14 protein-coding genes and 1 rRNA gene are annotated in these 22,687 nt (G+C 37.9%); 8 read left to right on the top strand and 7 right to left on the bottom strand.

Annotation, left to right across the window (positions count from 1 at the left end; translation table 11 throughout):
• The first annotated feature begins 471 nt into the window (after positions 1-471).
• The gene (locus AC0LWM_RS30855) at positions 472-720 is read left to right on the top strand and encodes an IS3 family transposase (protein ID WP_474678883.1); all 249 of its coding nucleotides are present in this window, start codon (positions 472-474) and stop codon (positions 718-720) included.
• 200 nt (positions 721-920) lie between these two features.
• Here the strand turns inward: AC0LWM_RS30855 and AC0LWM_RS30850 are convergent, their stop codons facing one another.
• From AC0LWM_RS30850 to AC0LWM_RS30830, 5 genes are all read right to left on the bottom strand, one after another.
• Complete coding sequence (locus tag AC0LWM_RS30850; RefSeq protein WP_474678882.1) at positions 921-2,093, bottom strand: tyrosine-type recombinase/integrase; 1,173 nt, start codon at positions 2,091-2,093, stop codon at positions 921-923.
• 820 nt (positions 2,094-2,913) lie between these two features.
• On the bottom strand, positions 2,914-3,843 hold the full coding sequence (locus AC0LWM_RS30845; protein ID WP_474678881.1) for a tyrosine-type recombinase/integrase: 930 nt from the start codon (positions 3,841-3,843) through the stop codon (positions 2,914-2,916).
• 17 nt (positions 3,844-3,860) lie between these two features.
• On the bottom strand, positions 3,861-4,961 hold the full coding sequence (locus AC0LWM_RS30840; protein WP_474678880.1) for a tyrosine-type recombinase/integrase: 1,101 nt from the start codon (positions 4,959-4,961) through the stop codon (positions 3,861-3,863).
• Positions 4,962-4,971: 10 nt separating this feature from the next.
• Positions 4,972-6,477, bottom strand: a complete 1,506-nt coding sequence (locus AC0LWM_RS30835) for a tyrosine-type recombinase/integrase (RefSeq protein WP_474678879.1) — start codon at positions 6,475-6,477, stop codon at positions 4,972-4,974.
• A gap of 75 nt (positions 6,478-6,552) precedes the next feature.
• On the bottom strand, positions 6,553-7,401 hold the full coding sequence (locus AC0LWM_RS30830; RefSeq protein ID WP_474678878.1) for a hypothetical protein: 849 nt from the start codon (positions 7,399-7,401) through the stop codon (positions 6,553-6,555).
• Positions 7,402-7,915: 514 nt separating this feature from the next.
• On the opposite strand from AC0LWM_RS30830, the gene AC0LWM_RS30825 reads away from it, so the two are divergent.
• From AC0LWM_RS30825 to AC0LWM_RS30800, 6 genes are all read left to right on the top strand, one after another.
• Positions 7,916-8,242 (top strand): helix-turn-helix domain-containing protein, encoded by a 327-nt coding sequence (locus AC0LWM_RS30825; protein ID WP_474678877.1) that lies wholly within the window; start codon positions 7,916-7,918, stop codon positions 8,240-8,242.
• A 912-nt stretch (positions 8,243-9,154) separates the two neighbouring features.
• Positions 9,155-9,637: a hypothetical protein gene (locus tag AC0LWM_RS30820; protein ID WP_474678876.1), complete on the top strand. Its 483-nt coding sequence runs from the start codon at positions 9,155-9,157 to the stop codon at positions 9,635-9,637.
• A gap of 99 nt (positions 9,638-9,736) precedes the next feature.
• Positions 9,737-11,665: an AAA family ATPase gene (locus AC0LWM_RS30815; RefSeq protein ID WP_474678875.1), complete on the top strand. Its 1,929-nt coding sequence runs from the start codon at positions 9,737-9,739 to the stop codon at positions 11,663-11,665.
• A complete protein-coding gene (locus AC0LWM_RS30810; protein WP_474678874.1) occupies positions 11,658-12,587 on the top strand; it encodes a hypothetical protein in 930 nt (309 codons plus the stop codon). The genes AC0LWM_RS30815 and AC0LWM_RS30810 overlap by 8 nt, the downstream gene beginning before the upstream one ends.
• Before the next feature lie 99 nt (positions 12,588-12,686).
• The gene (locus AC0LWM_RS30805) at positions 12,687-14,564 is read left to right on the top strand and encodes an ATP-dependent nuclease (RefSeq protein ID WP_474678873.1); all 1,878 of its coding nucleotides are present in this window, start codon (positions 12,687-12,689) and stop codon (positions 14,562-14,564) included.
• 92 nt (positions 14,565-14,656) lie between these two features.
• Positions 14,657-19,639, top strand: a complete 4,983-nt coding sequence (locus AC0LWM_RS30800) for a sacsin N-terminal ATP-binding-like domain-containing protein (protein ID WP_474678872.1) — start codon at positions 14,657-14,659, stop codon at positions 19,637-19,639.
• A 322-nt stretch (positions 19,640-19,961) separates the two neighbouring features.
• Here AC0LWM_RS30800 and AC0LWM_RS30795 read toward each other — a convergent pair whose 3' ends face one another.
• Together AC0LWM_RS30795 and AC0LWM_RS30790 are read right to left on the bottom strand one after the other, a co-directional pair.
• Complete coding sequence (locus tag AC0LWM_RS30795) at positions 19,962-21,188, bottom strand: hypothetical protein (protein ID WP_474678871.1); 1,227 nt, start codon at positions 21,186-21,188, stop codon at positions 19,962-19,964.
• Positions 21,189-21,334: 146 nt separating this feature from the next.
• Entirely contained in the window at positions 21,335-21,499 is a 165-nt protein-coding gene (locus AC0LWM_RS30790) for an ATP-binding protein (RefSeq protein WP_474678870.1), read from the bottom strand.
• A 1,126-nt stretch (positions 21,500-22,625) separates the two neighbouring features.
• Here AC0LWM_RS30790 and AC0LWM_RS30785 point away from each other — a divergent pair.
• Positions 22,626-22,687, top strand: a 16S ribosomal RNA gene (locus tag AC0LWM_RS30785); the annotation flags it as partial.

Here is a 22,687-nt window from a genome sequence, read left to right as displayed (position 1 = left end):
TAGACAGGTGGAATAAAAAAAGTGCTACTGTGAGGGGAACTTTTTCATGTCTAGAGGAAAATATAATGCTTTGGAGAAACTCGCCATTCTCGAGGAAGTACCGAATGGGAAATTGGTTTTCTGGCGGCTGCGAAGAAATAAGGGATTAACAAGACGACTTTAACGAAATAGCAGCGTCGGTACAAAACGTATGGATATGAAGGGCTGGAACGCCGTACGCATCTTCAAAGCTACAGTGCTGTGCTTAAGCTCCGAGCGGTGAAGGATTACCTTGAGGGGGAATTGTCTCAGTACCAGATCATCGATAAATACAAGATTGCTAGCACGAGGCAGCTTTTTAATTGGATAACAAGTATAATGGTCATAACAGCTTAAAAGCCTATAAAGGGGAAGCAAAAGTTATGATAAAAGGTCGCTCTACGACTTGGCAAGAACGGATCGAGATTGTCCAGTATTGCCTGACCAATCAACATGATTACCAAAAGACAGCATGCATTATCCGCCCGAAGTCACTCAATTTCGTACTCCATCTTCTTCATCGGTCCAATGGAATCTTTCTGGGGGATCTTGAAATGTGAGAAGTATTATTTGCACACGTACCATACTCTTGAGGAGCTTAAGAGGGACATTGAGGCCTACATCCACTTTTACAATAACGAAAGGTTACAGGCAAAACTAAACGGCCTCAGTCCTATGGATTTTAGGACCAAGGCCGCTTAATTGTTTTTTATTAATTGTACTGTCTACTTGACGGGGTGTAGTTCATTTTCGTCTGTTTACAGAGTGTTATGGTATTGTAATTGAAAGGGCCTCGTGGGATCAAAACAACCAGTCTACTTTAATTTTTCCAAGACACTACAGAGTATCTGCGGGAATAATAAAGGAGGGCTTGTACAATCCAGTTAAATTATATTTTTATGTTATCCGTTCAATTTCTTGGGATCTAGCTTATTGAATTTCTCAGCTGCTGCTTTACTCACTTTTTTGGTGACGTGAGTATAAAGGTCGGCTGTAGTAGAATATTGTGAATGTCTTAACCTTTCCTGAATCGTTTTTAAATCCGTATTGTTTTCAAGTAAGATAGTTGCTGTGCTGTGTCGCAACCCATGCAGGGAGATTCGCTTAAGATTGTGACGTGCAATGAACATACCCCAACATTTTGATGGGTACGTGAAATAGAGTGGTTTCCCATAACCGCCATGAAAAACGAAGTGACGTTCTCCTCCATTCCAGAGTTCACCAACATTCATCTTATTTTCTTCCCATTCCTTTTGATATGTCTTAAGTTCATCCATATACCACTTGGGCATATCGACCGTACCAATTGAGCTTTTGGTTTTTGGTTTCCTGATGATGGCTTTACCATTGACTGTAAGCGAAATACTTTCATCAATTGTAATTGTCATATCGTCATAATTAATATCTGCCCACTCTAGGGCAAGTAATTCTCCCCGCCTAAACCCTCCAAGCATAGCGCCTAGGAAATAGACCCTCCACATCAACGGCTCCTTGTACAGGGCATTTATAACTGCCTGTGCTTCTTCCTCATCATAATACTGGATTGCTGCTTGGGTAGCTTTTGGTTTTTTTATACCCAGAATAGGATGGGAGTTTAATAATTTCCAGTCCATCGCCCTATTAAGAACATTTTTAATGATACGGTGAATGTACTGTACGGTCCCACTCGATAAAGTCACATCACGACCGTCTTTACGTGCTCCTGGTTTATGTAAATCGTCCAATAGTGTAATAATATGCAGCGGCTTAATTTGATCAATTCGTTTGTGTCCGATAGCAGGCAAGATGTGATTTTTTAAGTGTATAATGTAGTTTTTAAGTGTTTTTGGAGCTAACTCCTTTTCTGCATATTTCTTTCGCCATTCGTCGACAAACGCTTCGAAAGTCATTTTTTCCGGAGCAATGTACTCACCTGCTTCAATTTCAGTTATAAACTTCGCTAATTCTTTCTCCGCTTCACGCTTTGTAATTCCATTAACCGTTTTTCTTCGCCTAATTCGCTTGCCGTTTGGTCCGAAACCTACTTCAACAGTAAGTCGCCACGATTTATCCCCGCGCTTCTCGATCGTCGCCATGGAAAGCCTCCATCCTTTTGTTATGCCTATTGACCCTAAAGGGCCATTATTACCTGTATGGGCTGTTTGTATAAGAAGTATTCCCAATCGAACATACACTTTTATATTTTAAACTTGCTGCCTAAAATCAAGAGTTCTGGCCGGATTATTATAATTGATGTAAAAAATAGGTTGGATCGCTGTCTAAATGAACAGAAGATGCCAGGAAACTCCTATGCATCCTCTTATTGTACTTATGCAGCATCAGATGTAAAATGGATTGGGAATTTATCAGCAGCTGCCTGAATACTCCCGTGGCCTAGTCACTACAGAATGAATTTAGCAATTAGCGGGAACTAAACCAAAGATGATGGAAATGTCCATGTGAAAGTGAGAACATGCAAAACCAATTGCCGCCGCGGCATCCCCTAAGTCAGTACGTTCTTGCATTCTATAAGCGGAATATTCCTTTAGCTCCATAAGCAACTCGCTTCGTCTTAAGCCAGATGTAAGTGCCAAGGAAATCATGACCCTCCAGTCTTAAAATCATCCAACTGTATTTCGCCTAAAGTGGCAATTGGTAAGTAACGTAATGTGGTTTCAGTGAATTTATGTGGTAATTGCCTCTGTATAATCGAAATCTCTACACCTCGACCGAGCAAAACTGCTGCCATGGTACAGTTTAGACAGTGGGGGACATTCTTGAAATTTTTACTTCTACTTGTGAGAAATAAATTGCTATTACCTTTTTTCTGCCATTCTTTATGACCAGGGATTAATAACATATTCAACTCCGAGCTAAGTTTACATTGAAAGATTGATTGATAATGATTTACATCGCTTAAGTATCCTCGAGAATTTTAGCCAAATCGTTCAATGGTGGTACATAGCGTAGCGTTGTTCCTACGTTTTTGTGGCGTAGCTGGTGTTGAATATCGACAATGTTCATGCCGCCTGCTTGCATCAAATATCCTGCTGTTCTTCTAAGGTCGTGCGGACGAATGTGTCTTGATAGGCCCGCATCGCGAGATAATTCGGATAATAACCGTTTAATCGTGTCAACTGTCATGTTTTTTCCTTGTTGATGGAATAGGTACTCATCCCCTTGATTTGCATATTTTAAATATTCAGGATGTTGTGTATAACGTTCAAGCTCTACGGTAAGGTCCTTGGGGATCGCAACAGGCCGTTGTTCTGTTTTTTGTGCTTCAAAAATGTGTACGATTCTGATCTCCAAGTTCAGCCGCTTCCGCCGAAGAAAGCGGACCTCTGCAATGCGCAGTCCCGTAATAAGCATGAACCATATAAACACAAATTCCTGCCGGTAGAATGGGTTTCTCCGCAAAGCAGCTTTAAGCAGGGCAAGGCATTCTTCTTTGGATAATGAGGTGTTCTGAATCGGACTCTCGAATTTAGGCCTAGGATAACCAAGCATCGGGTTATGCTGGATCAGATCCATATCATGAAGGAATTCAAAGAAACGTTTTAGTGCGGAAATAGTGACCGCTATCAATCTATCCGTTACTTGATCATTTTGCTTTAAATCAAAAACAAAACGGTCAATGACTTGTCGCTGAATAGGTAAGTACCTCTCCGGGTGTTCACGGCTGGCATGAAATCGATCAAAATTAAGTTCTCCTTCGAAGCCTTCCTGATTCAGGAAGGCTTCGAACCTTTTTAGAGCGATAATATAGGTTTGCTTTGTGCTCTTACTCAGTTTAAAATGGTCGCTCCAGAACTGAAAATAGCCGGACTGAAGTAAAAAAGCCAAATGAATCACCTGCTTTCTCAAAAGAGTTCACTGGCTTTTAGCTGCGCCAGGGGATGCTGATCAATTGCCGTGATCAGCATACTATCAAACAATTTCAAATAAACCTCCGTTGAACTGAGCCACGAATGTCGCATCAGTTCCTTTATCGTATAGAGGTTTACGCCGGACTCGAGCAAATAGAGGGCAAAGGAATGCCGCAGTGAGTGTACGGAAAGCTGATATGGTCTTTTATCGGATTCTGGTATCGACTTCGCCTCATCGATCAAGGATGCAAACATTTTCTGAATCGTGCTTTCATGTAGGGGGGATTTTCCTTTGTCATCGGAAAAAATAAATCGTTCCAGAATATCCTGCTCTTTCTTCACGCCGTGGTAACGAAAGTTCACGTATGCATTCAGTATATCAAGGGCTGATCTGGTGATTTTGCTCGGCTGTTTATATCCCTTTTTTCCTTTTCCACGTACAAGAATTTCTTGACGGGATGCAACAATATCTCCGATCTGCAAATGTAACAATTCGCTTAACCGAATGCCGGAACCAAGAAAGGTCCATAATATGGTGAAATTGCGATGAGCCTCGCGGCCGAGCCTGACATGACAAAGGAGCTCATCCAACTGTTCTTTAGTGAAAGCTCGTGGTTCGCGATTTCGATCTATTTCAATGGAAAGGGTTCTTTTCAGTTTCCCGATATCACGGTTAAAGAAATGCGAAAAAATCTCGCCGAGAAAACTTCTCAAAAATGCAGCCTTTTTACTGCGTGTATTGAGCTTCTGAACAGGTGCCAAATATTCGGTCAAAAAGACAGCAGAACAAACCTCTTTGATTGACGGATTGGTCCCTTTTAAACGTCGGCAATACCGCAAGAACAAGTCCATCTCGTATCGATAGGCTTGCTGCGAAGAGATTGCCAAACTTTGAAATGCATCACTTGTGAAGTAATGAAGAGCCGCATCATCAAGCAGAATCTCTTCGTATCGCTTCATTGAATCGGGATCGTTAGAGGGTGATAGTGAATGTAACAGGCGCTTAAACGTATCCGGTCCATACTGATCTGCCAGTTGGAATAGGGTCTCTTCCAAGGCGACTTCGTTTGTCACAGCATCATCAAATATTGGCATCGGTTTGTCCTCACTCGTAATTCAGCATATTGATTTGACTGAGCATGTGCTGGTCGTGGCGTGCCACATGCATGTACAAGCCGACGGTATCCAGCATGGATACGCGGGCCAATTCTTTAATCGCTTGCGGTAGGGTCCCTTTGTGCGCAAGACGTGTGACAAAGGTATGTCGAAAGAGATGCACACCGCCAGGAAAAGCCCAGCCCGTGATCATGGCGTAGAGTTTGAAGTATTCATATAAGTTGCCCGCAATGGTGGAGGTTTTCTCTCCCATGAGGTAGGTTGTCATCGGTTGGTATTGAAGCTCTCGCAAAAGTTCATAGAGTTTCCCTGCGAGCGGCAGAACGTGGGTTTTCTTGCCTTTACTATGGATGACAATCGTTCGTGTACCCAAATTAATGTCTTTCCATTTGATGTTCGCAACTTCTGATAACCGTAGGCCTAGATGCAACATCATTCGATATCCAATCTGTTCGCGCACGGGATCTCCTGCGTACCGCTTCACCACGTGAAAGAAAGCTTCAATTTGCTCATCCGTCGGGACTTCACGGGGGCTGTAACGGGGGGCCTTAATCGCGCAGAAACGCTGAAGCGGAGGCTCATATCCAAAACGTTCTTTCAAAAAGCGGTAGAACGACCGAATGGCGTATATGCTGTGAGTGAACGTTATCCGGCTGCAAAGTCCCCCTTTGACCAACTTCAGTTTGTAGGTACGGTACATCAGCAAATGTTCATTCTGAATCTGAAGAACCGAAATCTCTTCGGGGGAAGTTTCCGCAAATATTCGGACATTTGCACACAGCCAATCAAAAAGCTGGTGAACGTGGGTAATTGTGTTCCGAACGTGTTTGCGGGCGAATCCTTTTTCCTCCATATGTATTTTGAAGCTATTAATCCTAGGATGCATGCGTGGCTGCTCAAGTGGTGCTTTAGCCATCGAGAATTTTTTATCCAGTATTCCGGCTTGATTCGATTTCTGCATTAAGAAATGAAAAAGCGATGACGTCCTCTCATTCTTGGCCAGATGCTTCATGCCATGACGAAAAGACTCAGGATCAAGCAAGTGACTATTTTGAACCTGGGTAGGCGTGATCCCATGGAATTTCGCAGTCTGAATCAACAGATTACGAGTATGTTCAAATTTCTTGAAGAAGGCATGGGGGACGATCTTCATGCCGCGGCTTAGAAATTCCCGTAAAATGCTTACGGGAATTTCATTCTCCACTCTGTTTTCCCATATCCACTGATTAATACCCTGCGGACCTAGATGAGTGCTGTCCTTGGTATTTTGAATTCTAGGCATTAACTGCTGCTTAGCATACAGCATGTTTTCCACCTTCTCCCGCGTGACTTTCTTAATATCATGATCGTCACTGAGAGTCGGGAAAATACCCGAAACGTCAAGAATCTTTTCGGCAAAAGAATAATTCTGCCGAAAAGATTCTTGGGAATGAGGGTTATTGCGTATGTGGTCATGCGGGTGGTTTTTCGAGGGATTTGAATCAAACCCATTCATGTCAGGTTCCTCCATTCGTTTCGAATGGTATTAGCATTGACATTGGGCGGGGTTGTTTGATTTTCTTTAGTTCAACTAAAAGAGATCATTATCTTGTTTTAAGGAATGGAAAACGGTTTCTTTTCGATATCTTTTGAACTCATGAAGCATTCCGTAATATGAGCCTAAGTTTCTGTTTTTCGGAATGATGATCCATACTGCTCTTTTAAGGGGCTTATAAGGCAGAAAGGTTGTGTAGATGTATTCTGCTTGAGGGAATAATTTCTGTATTTGTGTTTGGAGCTGCCTATCCACAAGAGGCTCTTTATTAACATGGAACTCGAAGTAATCAAATTCGTGATAGGTGGTGACCCATCGTCCGGTTATGGCAGTGCTCTCATACGGAAATAACAAGGCAGGGTCTATAATTACATAACCGCTAATACTCTTTACACTTGATCGTTCATCTTGAAGTTTCATTACGGAGGTTTGTTGCGAAACACCTCCTTGAAAATATTCAGGTGATTCCCCGTAGGATAGGGGATCTGGAGTGAATTTGTTTACAAGCTGCCAAGGGTGATTCATGAGAATACTAAGTTGATATGGACGGGGCCACTTGGGTACGGTCGCATTATTAAATAAATTGCTGGCAGCGCCATCCGTAATCGCAAGCTCATCCATGATATGTGATCGCATAAGATTGTTAACTTTAGCAAGTACAGAACGTCTAAAATTGAGATCGGAGTCACTCATGAGCTTGTTCCAAAGCTCAATAGAGCTCTGGATTATTAGTAGCTCATTGTAATGAAGAGAAAGCAACTCATTTTTACATTGGATAAATGTCCATTTGTCAACGTCCCCTAAAGAAATCATGGCTTCGTATTTCTTAAATAGACTAAGGGTATCCGCACGGGTCAATAAATAACTTGATGGGCTAAACTTCATCTTATAATCACCAATAACCATTCTATGGCTATTGGGAAGACCCTATAGATTTCTTTAGTCGGAATAGAAGGAGGCGATCGAATGATCGGCCTTAGAACACACATACTTATAAATATGCACCTCCTGCCCAGCAAACTATAAAAACATTGGAAGCGTCATTCCTACAAATGGAAAAACACTTCCTGAAAAAATAATATAGAAAATGCAGCTACCTTTCAATAGTTTTCATAAAAATAACGAATCAAAATATTACATGTGATAAAATATTTATATGACATTGCAATATAATACGTGATATTTATTTCGTAATAAGGGACCATCTTTCTTATCAAAGGACTACACATAGACACGATGTAGAGATTTTTAGTTCAACTAAAAATTGGCGATCCATAAGGATTACCGGGCAAAATTACATATAAGAGAATAAAAATGCATTGTGACTTTTATGTCATAGTGCTTTTCGCTAGGTATAGAAAAATTAGAAGTAGAAATGAATTAGAGGTGGGAACGACTTATGAGGGAACAGCAGCAATTACTTCGAATAGAACTGCTTAAGACATTACTGGAACTAGAAGAACAAATTTTAAGTGACACTAAACACCAGGTTCATGATATTAGTAATACAATGGATATAACTAGTAAAATGCCTAGTATAAAGCAGAACAATCAGGCCCGATTGAAGGAGGTGCTTTCCGTAATTGAACTAGCGGAGTATCTTGGAGTATCCTCAGATTGTATTTATACAATGGTACGGGAAAAGCAGATTCCATTTGTTCGAGTCCGTAAGAGGATTGTATTTAGAAAGGAGTCAATCGATACGTGGTTAGGAAGTAACGGTTAATTATCAATTAAGTGTGGGGAACACCTCTTGTCCAATTTTGGAGGGTTATCGAGAATGGACGAAAAGCAGACTGATCCTTACCTGGCTCCTGATTAATTAATGAAAATTAAATGAAAGTAATGACAGATGAAAAAGCACTACATCGAGTAATCGATGTAGTGCTTTTTCATCAAAATTATCTTTTAAAACCACCTAGATTTACCCCCTCTAGGCAAGGTACATAATTTCTAAATTATAGTCCATTTTTTTGATAATGTATATGGCAGATTGGTTCAACTCTGCATTTTAGAAGTGAAGGAAGCCCTTCAGGGTGTTGCATGAAGTGGAGGGTTGCCAATCAAAGCTAATGTGACAATGCTTCCGTCTTCACTTGTTCACTTACGGTGGTGGTACTTACCCCGACGGAATAAATGTTTCAACTTTACCCGGTAACGAAATGTTCGAATACTGTGTGAATTTGGAGGAATTTGCCTCTTCCTGTCGAAAGTAGTAACACTGAATTAGTTTGTTTTTACGTCGGTTAGATTCAGAATATTGATATTATTAACTGTTCTTGAATGGAAGTGGCTGAATGTATAGGAAATTAAAAGTGTTTAGACCTTCATCTGATAAAAGCAAAATGTGTCTATATACTGGTGTTTCGCCGCGGCTTCTAAAAAATACGCAAGAGGCCACTTTTTTGAAAAGGCAATCCCTCACGAAGGCATTAATGTCAGAACAAAGAGGTACATAGTAATGCATTTTTCCTATGACGGCAAGGATAGCTTATGGTGAGTACAACGGATCGGAGTGAGACGCGAAGTAGCCAATAAGTCTAGGAACACAGCCTATATTTTTGGAATTATTCATTCAATTTTGAATAAAAGCTCATGAAGAACAAAGGAATGAGGAACTTTATTGGGACGATCAAACTTGGATAATTCGGATATCCATACCATTCTATTAGATAGTATTAACAACTTAATTCGTAGAGATATCATACTAATCGATAACTTGGTTAAAGAGGAATGTATCAATCATAGATTTGCCTTTTATCTAGAGCTGGCTTTAAATAACGCTTTAATGGAAAGTTATACTTATCATGTGGACCTCGAATATAACAAAGACTATTTGGACCCTAAAAGGATTACTTATCAAAACCAAACCATTAATATTCGTCCTGATATCATCGTTCATCGCAGAATGAGCCCAGATAATTTAATCGCGATTGAAGCAAAAAAGGGATATCCTAGTCAACACGATAAGTTAAAGTTAAGAAAACTGTTAGAGCCTCCGTATAACTATCAAGTAACAGCTCATGTTTCGTATCTTCCTAACCAAAGCTATATTAGGATGCTTATTCGAACGAAAAATGATCTTGATTTTAAAAAGTTGAAAGTACCCAAGATTATGTAATACTTCGATTAATACGGATTATTAAACACTTGTTGAAAACAGAAAACAATGGTTGACTTCAAGAGCAATTATGAAACATATCAATGGGGTGGAAATACAATGGAGATTCTATATATTTGGTTTAATATGTTTGGGCCGTTCCGAAGTCAAGGCTTTCAGTTAAGTTCGGAGCTCCGTTTCACATTTGAACCGGAGAATGGGGTGTTAACAGTAGAGAAAAATAAGGAGTATCTGCCGAATTTTTTCAAAATAAATGATGATCCAGAACTCGCCGTTGTTACGAACATTACGGCCATCGTTGGAAGCAATGGAGCGGGAAAATCCACTGTCCTAGATTATATTAAGAGATATTTAGTGCGATCCCAAGGTCAGGATATTACCCAAGCCTTAGCTGTGCTTCGGAACGAGAGAGGTGAGCATATTATCCTCTATGACGATTCGACCATCATGCTAACAGAAATTATAGATCACAATTTGCTTAAGCTGAAACAGTGCTATCGGAAATCGGACAGCTCTCGTCAGTTGCCAGATAGTTCTGTAATTTTTTTCTCGAATCTATTCGATCATTCCTCTGAAGAGGAGCTTAGTAACTATTACAACTTGTCGACGAATTATTTAGTGAAGGGCGATAAGTTGCGACGGCTTGAAGATGGCATAGGGTCGGGAGAACAGAGCGAGATTGACTTTCATCGTGACGAAGATATGAATCGACAGATCATTTTTGTTCATCAATATTCGGAGACATTCCAGGAAGAGCTTCCTATCCGCATTCCAGATCACTTTATTGTTAAAATAAGAGATTGGAATGAGAATGATGAGAAATCTTTAGGAAGGTTTGCACCTTTTTATAACGAAATAAATGCATTATTCAACAGCAGTTTATCAGCAGCAAGGGAGCGGATTCAAAACCAGGGAAATGATCTTAAACAAATTAAGGAAAACATCTTTTTGTTACGTGCATATCGACAAACGTTGCGTAATTTTCTTAAAGAGTTGTCTATTTACTCGAATAAATTGCTTACTGTTGACAGTCCTATTCTTGATCTAAAAGATGTGGTGTCGGGGAAAGTATCACTCTTGGATTATGTTGAACGTCGTTTTTTTCAAGCGATTCGCAACAGAATCATGGATAAAAAGGATGCTGTATGGTTGGACCATATCATTATAGTCTTAGGATACCTCAGGAAATATGTCGGCAACTCATCAATACACTGGACAGACCCGACCTTCATGATTCCAATCCAAAGAGAGTCCATGCTAGAGAGCGAGTCCTACAAATTTATGAAGTCGTACCGAGGATCGTATCGAGCATATGCGTATTTGGATTTCGAGTGGTCGAATTTAAGCTCAGGAGAAAAGGCCTTTCTTAACTTATTTGCAAGATTATACACGAGGGCAGAAGGGCAGACATTCGGAAGTAATGTTCAATTAACCAGTAATGTACTTCTGTTGATTGACGAGGGAGAGCTGTATTTTCATCCGGAGTGGCAACGCAATTTTATTTTCACACTAATACGTTACCTCTCGGTCATTTATGCGAAGCACCGGAGAATTCAGATCATCTTGACTTCTCATTCCCCGTTCTTGCTTTCAGATTTACCGGGCTCTCATGTTATTTATTTAGAACGTGGGCCGGAGGGGGCGACGATAGTTACTGATGGATATGAGATGAGAAAGCGAACGTTCGCTGCCAACATCCATGATATGTTTACCATCGGGTTCTTCATGAGTTCGACTATTGGAGAATTTGCGAAGTACAAGATTAACGGGGTGATTAACCAGTTAAGGCAATTGAAAGAAGCTTTTGAGAAGGAAGAACATATAGAACATTTCCAAGAAATTGATCTAGCGCCTCTGCTTAGGACTATTCAACTTATTGGGGAACCTGTTTTATATGGTCGGTTGTTAGATATGTATAATTCTCTTTTGCCGGACCGTAAACGTGAGGAGTATGCGCAGTGGCAATTGGATTATTGGACGAAAGAAGTTAATCGGTATAAGCAGGAACAGGGAAAGCGACATGATTAATATATACGAATCAGAACAAGATAGGTTTGCATTGGAGCATTACGAAGAAGTAGTAGCACAACTAAATAAAAGCAGAACGTATAGCGTGACCGCTGTCGAAAATTGGTTTAAGAGCTTTGATAGCAGTTATACTTTAAAATTCGTTATCACTGCAAAACCGGACCAGCTTGAAACACTTCGTACTGTATGCGTACCCAGTTCTGGTACTTTCCCAGATGAGATTATGTATTTCCGTACGATGTACCTCTATTTCTCCGGTGGGCAGAACGCTTCTATCGGTGATAACGGCTATAACGCAATTAGTCTAATTGAGAAGCTGGGCTTACGTGTATGTCCCCTGTGCAATCGTAACCATATCGGTAATGTGTACCGGCCGAATCGAGGAATGAAGCGAACAAGCCAGCTCGATCATTTCCACAATAAGTCTGATTATCCATTCCTCGCTATGTCGTTTTTTAATTTAATTCCTTCTTGTCCAAGTTGCAACCACGCGAAGGGGAAGGATGATATCGCGTTATCTCCATACAGTTCAAAGGACATGGACCCTCTAGTTCGCATTGGATTCAACATTCACGAAGTGGATGATCTATTTGACGAGCAGAAGCTCATTGTCGGATTAGATCATCACGACGATATGAAGCTAAATATCGAGGTATTAGGACTGGAGAGCTTATATGCGAGCCATAACGATGTCGCATTCGAAATCGTTCGGAAATTCAGACATTACACGAAGTTGCTTCGAGAAGAAATCCATAGCACCTTCCCAGGCTTATATCGGGATGAGTTAGAGCTTCGGGACCAATTATTTGGCAGCTACTTGCAGAAAGATCAATTAAAGAAACAAGTGCTCGCCAAGCTGAAGAAGGATGTATTCGAACTGCTTCAGAGGGATGAACAACTTCGAGGTACGACAAGGATTTGATGAATTTTTCATGGAGCTTGAAGTGGCTAAAGGGCCATTTGTCTGCAAAGGAAATCAGACTGATGTACAATATTGGTAATTGAGCAGGAGGAATATGAAATGAAGGTTCGGTATATACGCATTCAGAACTTTAGGGGGATATATGAGTTTTCTGCATATATGTCTAAAAACCTTATTTCTATAGTTGGTCAAAATGACGTAGGCAAATCTTCAGTATTACGAGCGCTATGTACATTTTTTTATAAGGAAAAAGTGGTGAAAGAGGATTTTCAGAAAGGGAATGAACATCTTCCAATAGAAATCGAAGTTCACCTTGAGTGTGAAGGGCTGGACGAATTAAAGCATAATGGGCTAATAAAACTAAAGCAAATACATAGTAAAGTAAAGGAAAAAATCAACAGCGAGAAGTTAATTTTCTGTGGAGTGCAGAAAGTGAACGAACAGGAGTTACAGAAGTACAATATCTTAAAGCAATGGGCAAAAAAGCTTGGTATTGAAACACCCGCTACAAAACCCAATGAGGGTGATATTCAAATCATAAGAAGTAGGGTGATTGCGAAACTTCGGTCCCAGCCCGACGATGACTGGATACTTGCAGATTGGGATGAACTCGACAAATATCTGCCGGAGATCATATTCATTCCGGCTTCACAAGATTATGAGAATGAGCAGAAAATGTCTAGCGATTCTTCCGTCTTTGGGAAATTATTTAGAGTCGGGATACGTAATTGGCTTAGCACAGATCCTGAAAGTAAGAGTGCACTGCAGATAATTAATAGTAAAGTAGAGACCATCAATAGTAATTTCATAAAAATTGTTGAGGAAAAACTACGGGAACAGTTACCACTTGCTGAAGGTCTTAGTCAAGAGATAGATCCACTTGATGTAAGCAAGGGATTCTCTTTCACTATGCAAGTGGAGGACAGTCATGGTATTAGGACACCTTTGAGTCAACGTGGGAGTGGGGTACAGCGAGCCGTGCTTGTAGCAGTAATTCGTGCTCAAAGTGAAATTAATGAAACTGTAGCACGGATGAAGGATGCCAGTAGAGGAGATTTGAAAGGTGAGGATCCTGCAGTATTCATTGAGAAACCAATTCTTTATATTTTTGAAGAACCTGAAGCTTTTCTTCATTTATCAGCACAAAAAGATCTGTTCTACTCATTAAAGGACCTATCCAAACAAAATAGTCAGATCATCTTAACAACACATTCTACACTTTTTATTGATGAATCAGATATGGACGATGTGGTTCTACTCGTAAGGGAAAAGGGGAAAACAATTTCACGACAACATCTTCCACAAGAGGAGATACGGGAACAGCTTGGTGAACGTATCAAACTAAGCGAACTGTTAACCGGAAAGGTCTGTTGCTTGGTTGAAGGCATATCTGATAAGTATGCATTTGAACGTTGGGCAACAAGACTGGGGTATGATATGAAAAGGCAGGGTATTCACTTCATCTCAATGGACGGATGCAAAAACATGGACTATTTCGCTAACGTCTCTATACTTCACGACTTTAATGTGCCCTTTAAAATAATCCTTGATAACGATAGCCATGGGGAAACTAATACTTCAGAACGAATCAAGTTTCTGAAACAAAGGCTTCCGAAACTTAAAAGTAACTGTTTTGTTATGTTACAGAAGGGTGAGCTGGAGAATTACTATTGTCTTGAAACGTTAGCGGCAGAGTTAAAGATTCCACGACAGTATATTGATGATATACAGTATGCCATTGACCCGAAAGAACAATTGAAACTTGCTACACGCAAAGCAATAGAAGCAGGGAGTAAAAACGCCCGACGGTATAACGAACCCGAACACAGTAAGGTAGTAGCAGAAAAAATGCCAATCGAATCAATTGAAAAAGAAATTGTTGAAATAATAAGTGATTTGAAATTGATGTCTCAAACTATGAATATGGCATTAGAAGAAATCAAGAGGGGTGTGGCAGAAGCCGCGGCAACAATTTAGAATAAAGGCATGAGTATAAAGTGAAAGTGAAATAGGAGTTCTTTGAATTTTATTGTATTTCGCAAGAGATAGAATTCGGAAGGGAGATTGGTATGAGTTTAAAAACAGATATTGAAAAAATTTTTTTAGACAATACTGATTATGCAAATCCTGGTCAAGCAGTAAATCAAGCAAGTTCACTTAATGCATTATCTGGTGATTTATATACAGATTCAAAGCGATTTATTTATGAACTTTTACAAAATGCAGATGACTCTTCTCAAGAGAGAAAAGCTATTAAAGTATGGATAAAAATATTTGGTGATAACTTAGTTGTTGCACATTCTGGAAAACCCTTCAATTCTCGTGATCTTCAAGGAATTTGCAATGTTAATAACGGTACGAAAAAATCAGATTTGACGAAAACAGGGTATAAGGGGATTGGTTTTAAATCAGTTTTTGGACAATCCGATAAAGTAACAATATTCTCAGATGATGAATATTTTAGATTTGATTCTACCTATCCGTTTGATTGGAAATGGGAGGATTCGAAGATAATATGGGAAAAAACGAATGACCGAAAATTTCAATTCCCTTGGCAGATAATCCCGATATATACAGAAAGAGAAGTAATCCCAGAGCCAATTAATCAATTTCTTAAAGATAAGAAAGCAAGTGTTGCAACGATAATTCAGATGAAGAATGCAAGTGAGACAAGTCAAGCCGCACAAAGCCTATCTCAAAACTTAAACATGTTTTTATTTCTTAAAAATATTTCGGAGATTAATTTTGATATAACAGAATTAGTTTCTGTTGAAATCAATCGAATAGGAAATAAGATAACATTGAATAAGGGCAACAGTTCAAAAACCGATTGGTTGATAAATACTGTTAGTTTAACTGTTCCTAGAGACTTAAAAGCTGTTCTACAAGATGAACGAAATATTCCTGAGAAATTATTAAATGCTGATTCAATAGAGTTGTCATTAGCTGCCAAATTGGGTGGTAATGGTGTCACTAAACTCTCTAGTGAAGAAAACCTTCTATATTCATATTTGCCAACAGGTGAGAAAAGGTATCATCTTCCAGTACTTGTCAACACAAGCTTTCTAACTACTTCAAATCGTGAATCGCTTCATGCTGATTCAAAATGGAACCAATGGATTTTTAAAACAATCGCCATTGAGATTTTCAAATGGATCGCAAATTTAGTGCGCACTAAGGTTCATTTTCAAGCATATCAATTAATACCTAATGATATCGCAGTTGACGAGTTGGGAAAAAGATTTAATGAAGGGATTAAGGAAGCATTAAAAAATATCCCGTTTGTTACTTCTAGAGAAGGACAGTTGATTAAAATTGAAGAAACTATAGTTGATTTTACCTATTTATCTGAGAAATCTTTTATTGGAGAAGAACCTATTAAGAAATTTATTGATAAGAATAACGTGAAACAATTTGCTGAAAATTGTGGAAATTTCTCTGAATTTAAACGGCTTGGTTCTTCATATTTTGACTGGAAGCAACTCAAGTCTTTTCTTACCTCAACATGTTTCACTGATACCCATACTATACCTTATAATATTGAACTCATTAAATATTTTAAAAAAACTTGTGAATCTGATCAAGATAAAGGTATTTCAAAAGATGTACTAATGAAACTTCCTTTTATTTGGGATCATAAAAGTCGCATCAATTATCCATATCAAGTCTGCTTTCCGACAGCAGATGATCAAAACTGGGATAATCCTAATAGTGATTTATCCTTTTTGCATCGAGATTTACAGAAATGGCTTCTCGAAGATTTAGAAAGTAGACATTGGCTAGAGAGCTTAGGAGTAAGAGAAAAAACAGATATTACATATATAACTCAGACTGTTATACCCAATGTAGATGGTTATATTACAAATCAGAATGCCTTGCAAACATTACGAGACTTGTTTAGTTTGTATTGCAAGGGGATTCTTAAAGAAGAATTGATAAGAAAATTATCGAGACTAAAGTTGCTTACTCAAAAAGGTTCCTTGTGCCCAGCTCAAGAGTGTTTTCTTTCAGATTATTATAACCCAAGGCTAGAAATTGAAAGAATTATAGAAAAAGATATTTTTGTTCATGAATCATATTGTTCAAATAAACTTGAAAAAGATGAGTGGAAACGTTTCTTTAAAATGCTTGGGGTTCAAGAAGGCATTTCAACACTAGTAACCCCTGATAAACTATTTAGATCAGATTTAATTAATCATGGAATTAAAAGTGAATATAGCGAGTCTTTTAAAGTATTTAGATATGGGTTTGGAGTGGATTTTTTCCGCGGCTTAAGAACTCTTAACTATATTCAATATACAGAAAATAACCCTAAGTTCGCCTTTAAATTTTGGTTCGATTATATAGAAAACTATTCCCCAGATGAAATTAAAGCATTAGCAACTGCATATTGGGGCTACGAGCATATGCATGGAAAAACAGTCGGGGATAAAGTTGAAAACTACATTCCATGGTTTGTTAACAACATAGAGTGTATTCCTACTCTTTCAGGGAAATGTGCAACGGCATCTTCGGTATTTCTTAATACAGAAGATATAAAAGATATTTCAGGTAAATATTTGAAGGTGTTCAACGGACCAGAATTATCTGCAGATTGGAGGGCCCTCTTTAATTTTCGAACAAACTTTGAATTATCAGACTATTTAGATTTACTTAGTAAAATATCATCAGACATTGACGTTAATGGAAATATAAAAAATGATAATTACAAAAGAGTTCAATCTGTTTACTCCGTTTTATTAGCACAATGTGCTAATTGGAGTATTGATGATATTTCGGAAGTTGTAGAATGGGCTAGTACGGGGCTGTTATTGAATACGAAAGCACAATTTACAGAATGCACAACTCTCAAATATTTCTTAGATGGAAATGAGGCTATTTTTCAAGATCAATATTGTTTTATAAGGCTCAGTGCTGAAAATAAAAAAAATCCTAACCTAGAAACATTCTTAAAATACTTTAATATACAATTATTGAGACAAAGTGAATTTGAACTAATCCACACTCAAGAAGAAGAGTGTTCGGACTTGAAAACAAAATTGGAGATTATTATCCCATATTTAAAAATCTGGATTGAAAATGAAGATGGTGATGATAAAACAAAAAAATGTTTAGAAGAACTACAAGGTAAAGTTGGAGCCTTAAATTTTTTTCAGTCTGAAGATCTTAAAATTACGTATAAAGGTATTAATTTTATTAAGAGTGTGAATATACATTTTAATGAAAACAGTCTTCATGTAACTAATCCTTGGAATTCCAATAGTGTACTATTAAGGTTAACCGAAGTTTTGTGCAACTATTTTGACCTGATGGGACATGATAAAAAACTGGATTTTTTACTTAGATCTACTGTCAACGAGATACAAAAGTATTTTATACAGGAAGAGTTCAATTTGCCAGATGAACTTCTTGAATTGAGATATGATTTTGAAGCTGAAATAAATTCATCGGCGGAATTTGGGATCGATGGCAACGAAAATGATATATCTCCCGCATTTTATCATATGACAAAACATGATTATAGTCGACGGAAATACATAGAAGAACGTATTCCAAGAGCGGTAACTAACGTAATAGAACATCTCAAAGGATTACCGGAATACGATTGTTCGCATATTCATGGTATTGCAAAAAGTGTTATTAGTGGAATTACGAAAAATGGTAATGAGATAACTGTAGTAGCTAGGCCATCAGATGCAGATAAAGTATTGATTTTTTATGACTCTGAATTTGATGTTCTTGAATATGTGGACGCCGAACTTTGGTGCGAAGATGGAATTGCCCCTCCTAAACAAATTACGTTGGGGCAACTTCTGAAAAAAGCTAAAATTAATAGAATACCTATTGAGAATATTGATTTTGAAGATGCTGATCTACAAACATTTCTGAATGAACCTAAGTCTGAAGTGTTAGATTTTAATGCTATACCATATGGTCCTCATAAAATAGCGAAAATTGTCTCTTCCTTTGCAAACACAAATGGAGGAACATTGATTTTTGGACTTAAAGAAATTTCACCTACTGTAAATAAAATTGTAGGACTTAGTACTGATTTTTATATCTCGAATACAACGAAAAAAGCAATTTCTCTACTTTCACCGATTCCAACTGTAACTTATGACTGGGTAAAAAGTGGGGAAAATTCAGTTTTTGTAATAAAAACGGAAAAAGCATCCAATGAAATATTGCTTGAAAATCAAAAGTATATAAGAGATGGGTTTGACAGCATCTTAGAAAATAAAACTCTTGAGGGTAAATTGACAATAAGTGTTTCTACTTATAAAAAAACGATAGCGATTATTATTGCTATAGAAAACTATTCTTATAGGGAAGAAAATCAAGTACCAAAAGTGAAATATGCTACTAATGATGCACTAAAATTTAAAGAAGTATTGATAAAATCAATGGGTGTAGATGAAAATGATATATATATGTATGTGGATGAACAGGCTTTGAAAAGTAGTCTAGAGTATGATTTAAAAGGCTTATTTTATTCATTATCAGAAGAAGATCGTTTAGTTTTTTATTATGTTGGACATGGTTTCCATAATGGTATCACAAATTTCTTATCAACTTATGATATGCATCCATTCCATATCTCAGAAACTGCAGTTTCTTTGCGTAAAATTCTACTTGATCCTTTACTAGCATCCAACTGTAAAAACGCACTTATTTTCATAGATGCTTGTGCGCAGAGCTTCAAGGATGAAAATGAACGTAGACAAATTACAAATATTAATGATGATGAAATTTTAATGCTTACAAATGAGTTCCCCCATTTTGCAACATTTCTATCATGTCAGCCAGGACAAAGTTCTTATTCAAGTGACATCTTGGAAAATGGAATATGGACTCATCATTTAGTCAAGGCGATAAATGGTGATGTATCAGAGGTCTTGTACAAGAACAAATATATTACCGACATTTTGTTAATGAAATACCTTTCAAGTTGTGTATCAGAATACACAAGAAAGGAGCTTGGGTATAATCAGAATCCCAAAGCCATTCTAGATTTAAGCCACGAGAACATTATTACAGAAATAAAAATTTAATAGTTATATTATTGGATAAGCACATTTGGAGATCTGAGTTGGAACTAATTTCAAAGTGAAAATGATTTATCAGGGGCTACCTCCATGCAGGTGGCTCCTCCGTTTGGGGGAGGGCTCATTATCTTTGGATACCAACTCGCACATGAATTGAAAGGTTGCTTGCTCTATTTTAGTAAAAATATTTTGTAACAAAACCAAGGGAGTTAACTTGATAAAACACAGTTTGACAGACCGGCGACTGTTGCCAGGGAAAGGCGGGCGTTACCGTAACATAAAAGGGTTTATGATAGGCCCGCAGCAAAGTTACGTAATCAAGTTAGAGTTACTCTATTTTCAACATTCTCTTCATCTCCTCCGGAGATGATTGTAGTAGTTTTCTTTTAATTACCTCGATATATGCTACTGGGTTATCCAAAAGAAGAGACACTTCGTCAAAACTTATAGCAAGTTTTAGTCTTGTACCGTCTTCAGAAAATATAATATTAAAGATCCACACTAAATCCTCTAGTTTCACAGAACAGTTATTACCATTTATAATATTTGAAAGTTGAATTATTGACAGTATTGCGAGTTGAACAACTGTTAACCGCTCATTATACTCACTTTCAATATCAATCTCGAAATATGATTCATTTTCCTGACTATACAACTTATCTTCAATCATAATTGAATCTTTTAATTCAATTGCTTTAATTCTGGTTTTAAATTGCTCATAATAAGTATTAAGATCAGTTACAACGCTCTCCGGAACAAACATCATTACCTTTTGATACTTTGGTAATCGGATTTGTAATATCTCAAGTGTTAGATTTGTAACTAGTTTTACAAAAAGTCTCAAACCATAAATTTCTGATATAATCTCATCTAGTTCACTCAATGTTATTACTTTATTTTTATTGTTACTATATGTACATTTAATTGTTTCATTTCTACATTCGTAAGAAGAATGTGCAGCAATGTTTCTCCATTGGTTTATTGTAATATTTTTAAGTTTGTTTTGGTCAATACTCTTGAAGTACTCAAATGGCAGTTTAAGCAGAGTCTCAATTATTTCATTTAATTTTACATCGTTTACTATATTTTTTTCATTTTCTACATTAAATGAAGCATATAATAAATATGATTCGCGTTTCAGCATGTGTTCTATGATTTGGTGAATCATGCTAAATCTATAAGCGGCTTTTTTCCTAAACGATAACTTTTTATCTTTTAACAGTTGTATCGTACAAATATATTCCCAAAAAAAGTGTAGTGCTTCATCACGCTTTTTAAAGGAATCTGTTACTATATCATCCATAAGTTCTAATTTCGAATTATGTGTATTGATAATAAACTCAACTGCATCTACTAGTGATTCACCTAGTATACTGCTTTTATTTGGATTCAACATAATCAGAAGTCTTATCAATTTATAATTATGAAATGAATGGCTCATGTCAACTTTATAATTAGCTTGGAAATATTCTAAAGTTAACTTTGTTACAGCTTGTGAAATATCAGTGATGCGTCTTGGGAAAAGTTCTTCTTCATTTTCAAAATCTGCCTTCATATATTTAACTCCTCACTATATTGTATACGGTTCCGACTATTTCTGAATATTTACGAATTTGCCTATCATGATATAATTTCGTGGACACTCGTAATCGCTCAAGCAGGCTCCTTTCTTACATACCAGAATTTCCACCTGTTGGCAAGCTAAGTGATACCCTTCTCATGGTGGATCAGGCGATCCAGAACTACATCCGCCAAAGTCGAATCTGTAAAGTGCTGATGCCATAGATCAACCGGTAGAATCTTGCTCTCTAAATTAATGCTAAATTGGGGATAAAGAAAGTGGTGATAAACTGTGTCCCCAACCACCCCAAATGACCCAAATAGAACAAAATGCGAACGGAAAAACCCAGTAAAATCAAGGGTTTAGCCCACTATAACAGATTCAATCGGAGCCGCGGCGCAATCCGCATACGGTGCATATGGAGAGCGTAAGTTTGTTGGTATGAAAGGGTATTTAAGTGAGTGATTAATGGGAGTAAGGAGACGAATCTGCCTGATGTTGAGCGTTTCGTTCTCAAAGTCATTCCAGTTACTAGTGTCCCTAAGAATTGGAATTGCTTAAGATATTTTTATAATGGGAGATCCCCTACTCGCCATCGTTGATACAGCTGGGGTCAATTGGGGACATATTGGGGACGAAATTCATCATAATACATCCTTAACGAGCCAAATAGAACAGAATGCGAACGGTAAAAACCCTTATAAATCAAGGTTTTATCGGACTCGATCGAATTGCAACCTATACGGGCGTTCACTTTGAGGGGGTGGCGCCCAAAAGGCGTGAGGGTTCAAATCCCTCCGACCGCACCATAATATTTAAAAGCGTAAAGTCTTGATAATCAAGGCTTTTTTTGTTGTTTGGATTTTATTTCTATTAGCGAGACAAATTTGTTTTTAGGTAATTGGGGACGATTTGTGGAATGAAAATTTAATGGAAAGCGGGATGAAGGAACGTTTTCCGTCCACTAGGTTCTCCCAATAATATGAGTAGTAATATATTGTAACAGGGATTGCCGATCCAACCTACGCTTAGAACCTTCAGTTCATCGACGAATAGATCAAGTTATTGTAACAGAAGCTATATATGTTGTAATAACTTAAAACAGATGTGTACAATGGCCGGATAATAATATGCGAAAATCATTCCAACATCGATGCATTTCTAAAAATATTACTTGAAATGAATTAATTTATCGTTTGGAAGAAATTGTTGTTGCATTAATCCGATAATCTATGATACATTATAACTCCAGCCGCGAGAGACAAGCGGTTAGGACGAAAACAAGAATGAATGATTGTTCTTTGAAAACTGAACAACGAGCGAATAAGCCAAACGGAACCCCAAAAAGTGAAGATGAGCTGCGAAGCTTAATCCGAATACTTTCCGGGGACCCCGAAACAGCAATAAACAATGAGCACAATCAGCTTTTCTTTAATGGAGAGTTTGATCCTGGCTCAGGACGAACGCTGGCGGCGTGCCTAATACATGCAAGT

The organism is Paenibacillus sp. sgz302148 (genome assembly GCF_056120465.1).
Note: the sequence above shows the minus strand (reverse complement) of the source record. Positions and strands in the feature narration are given on the sequence as shown.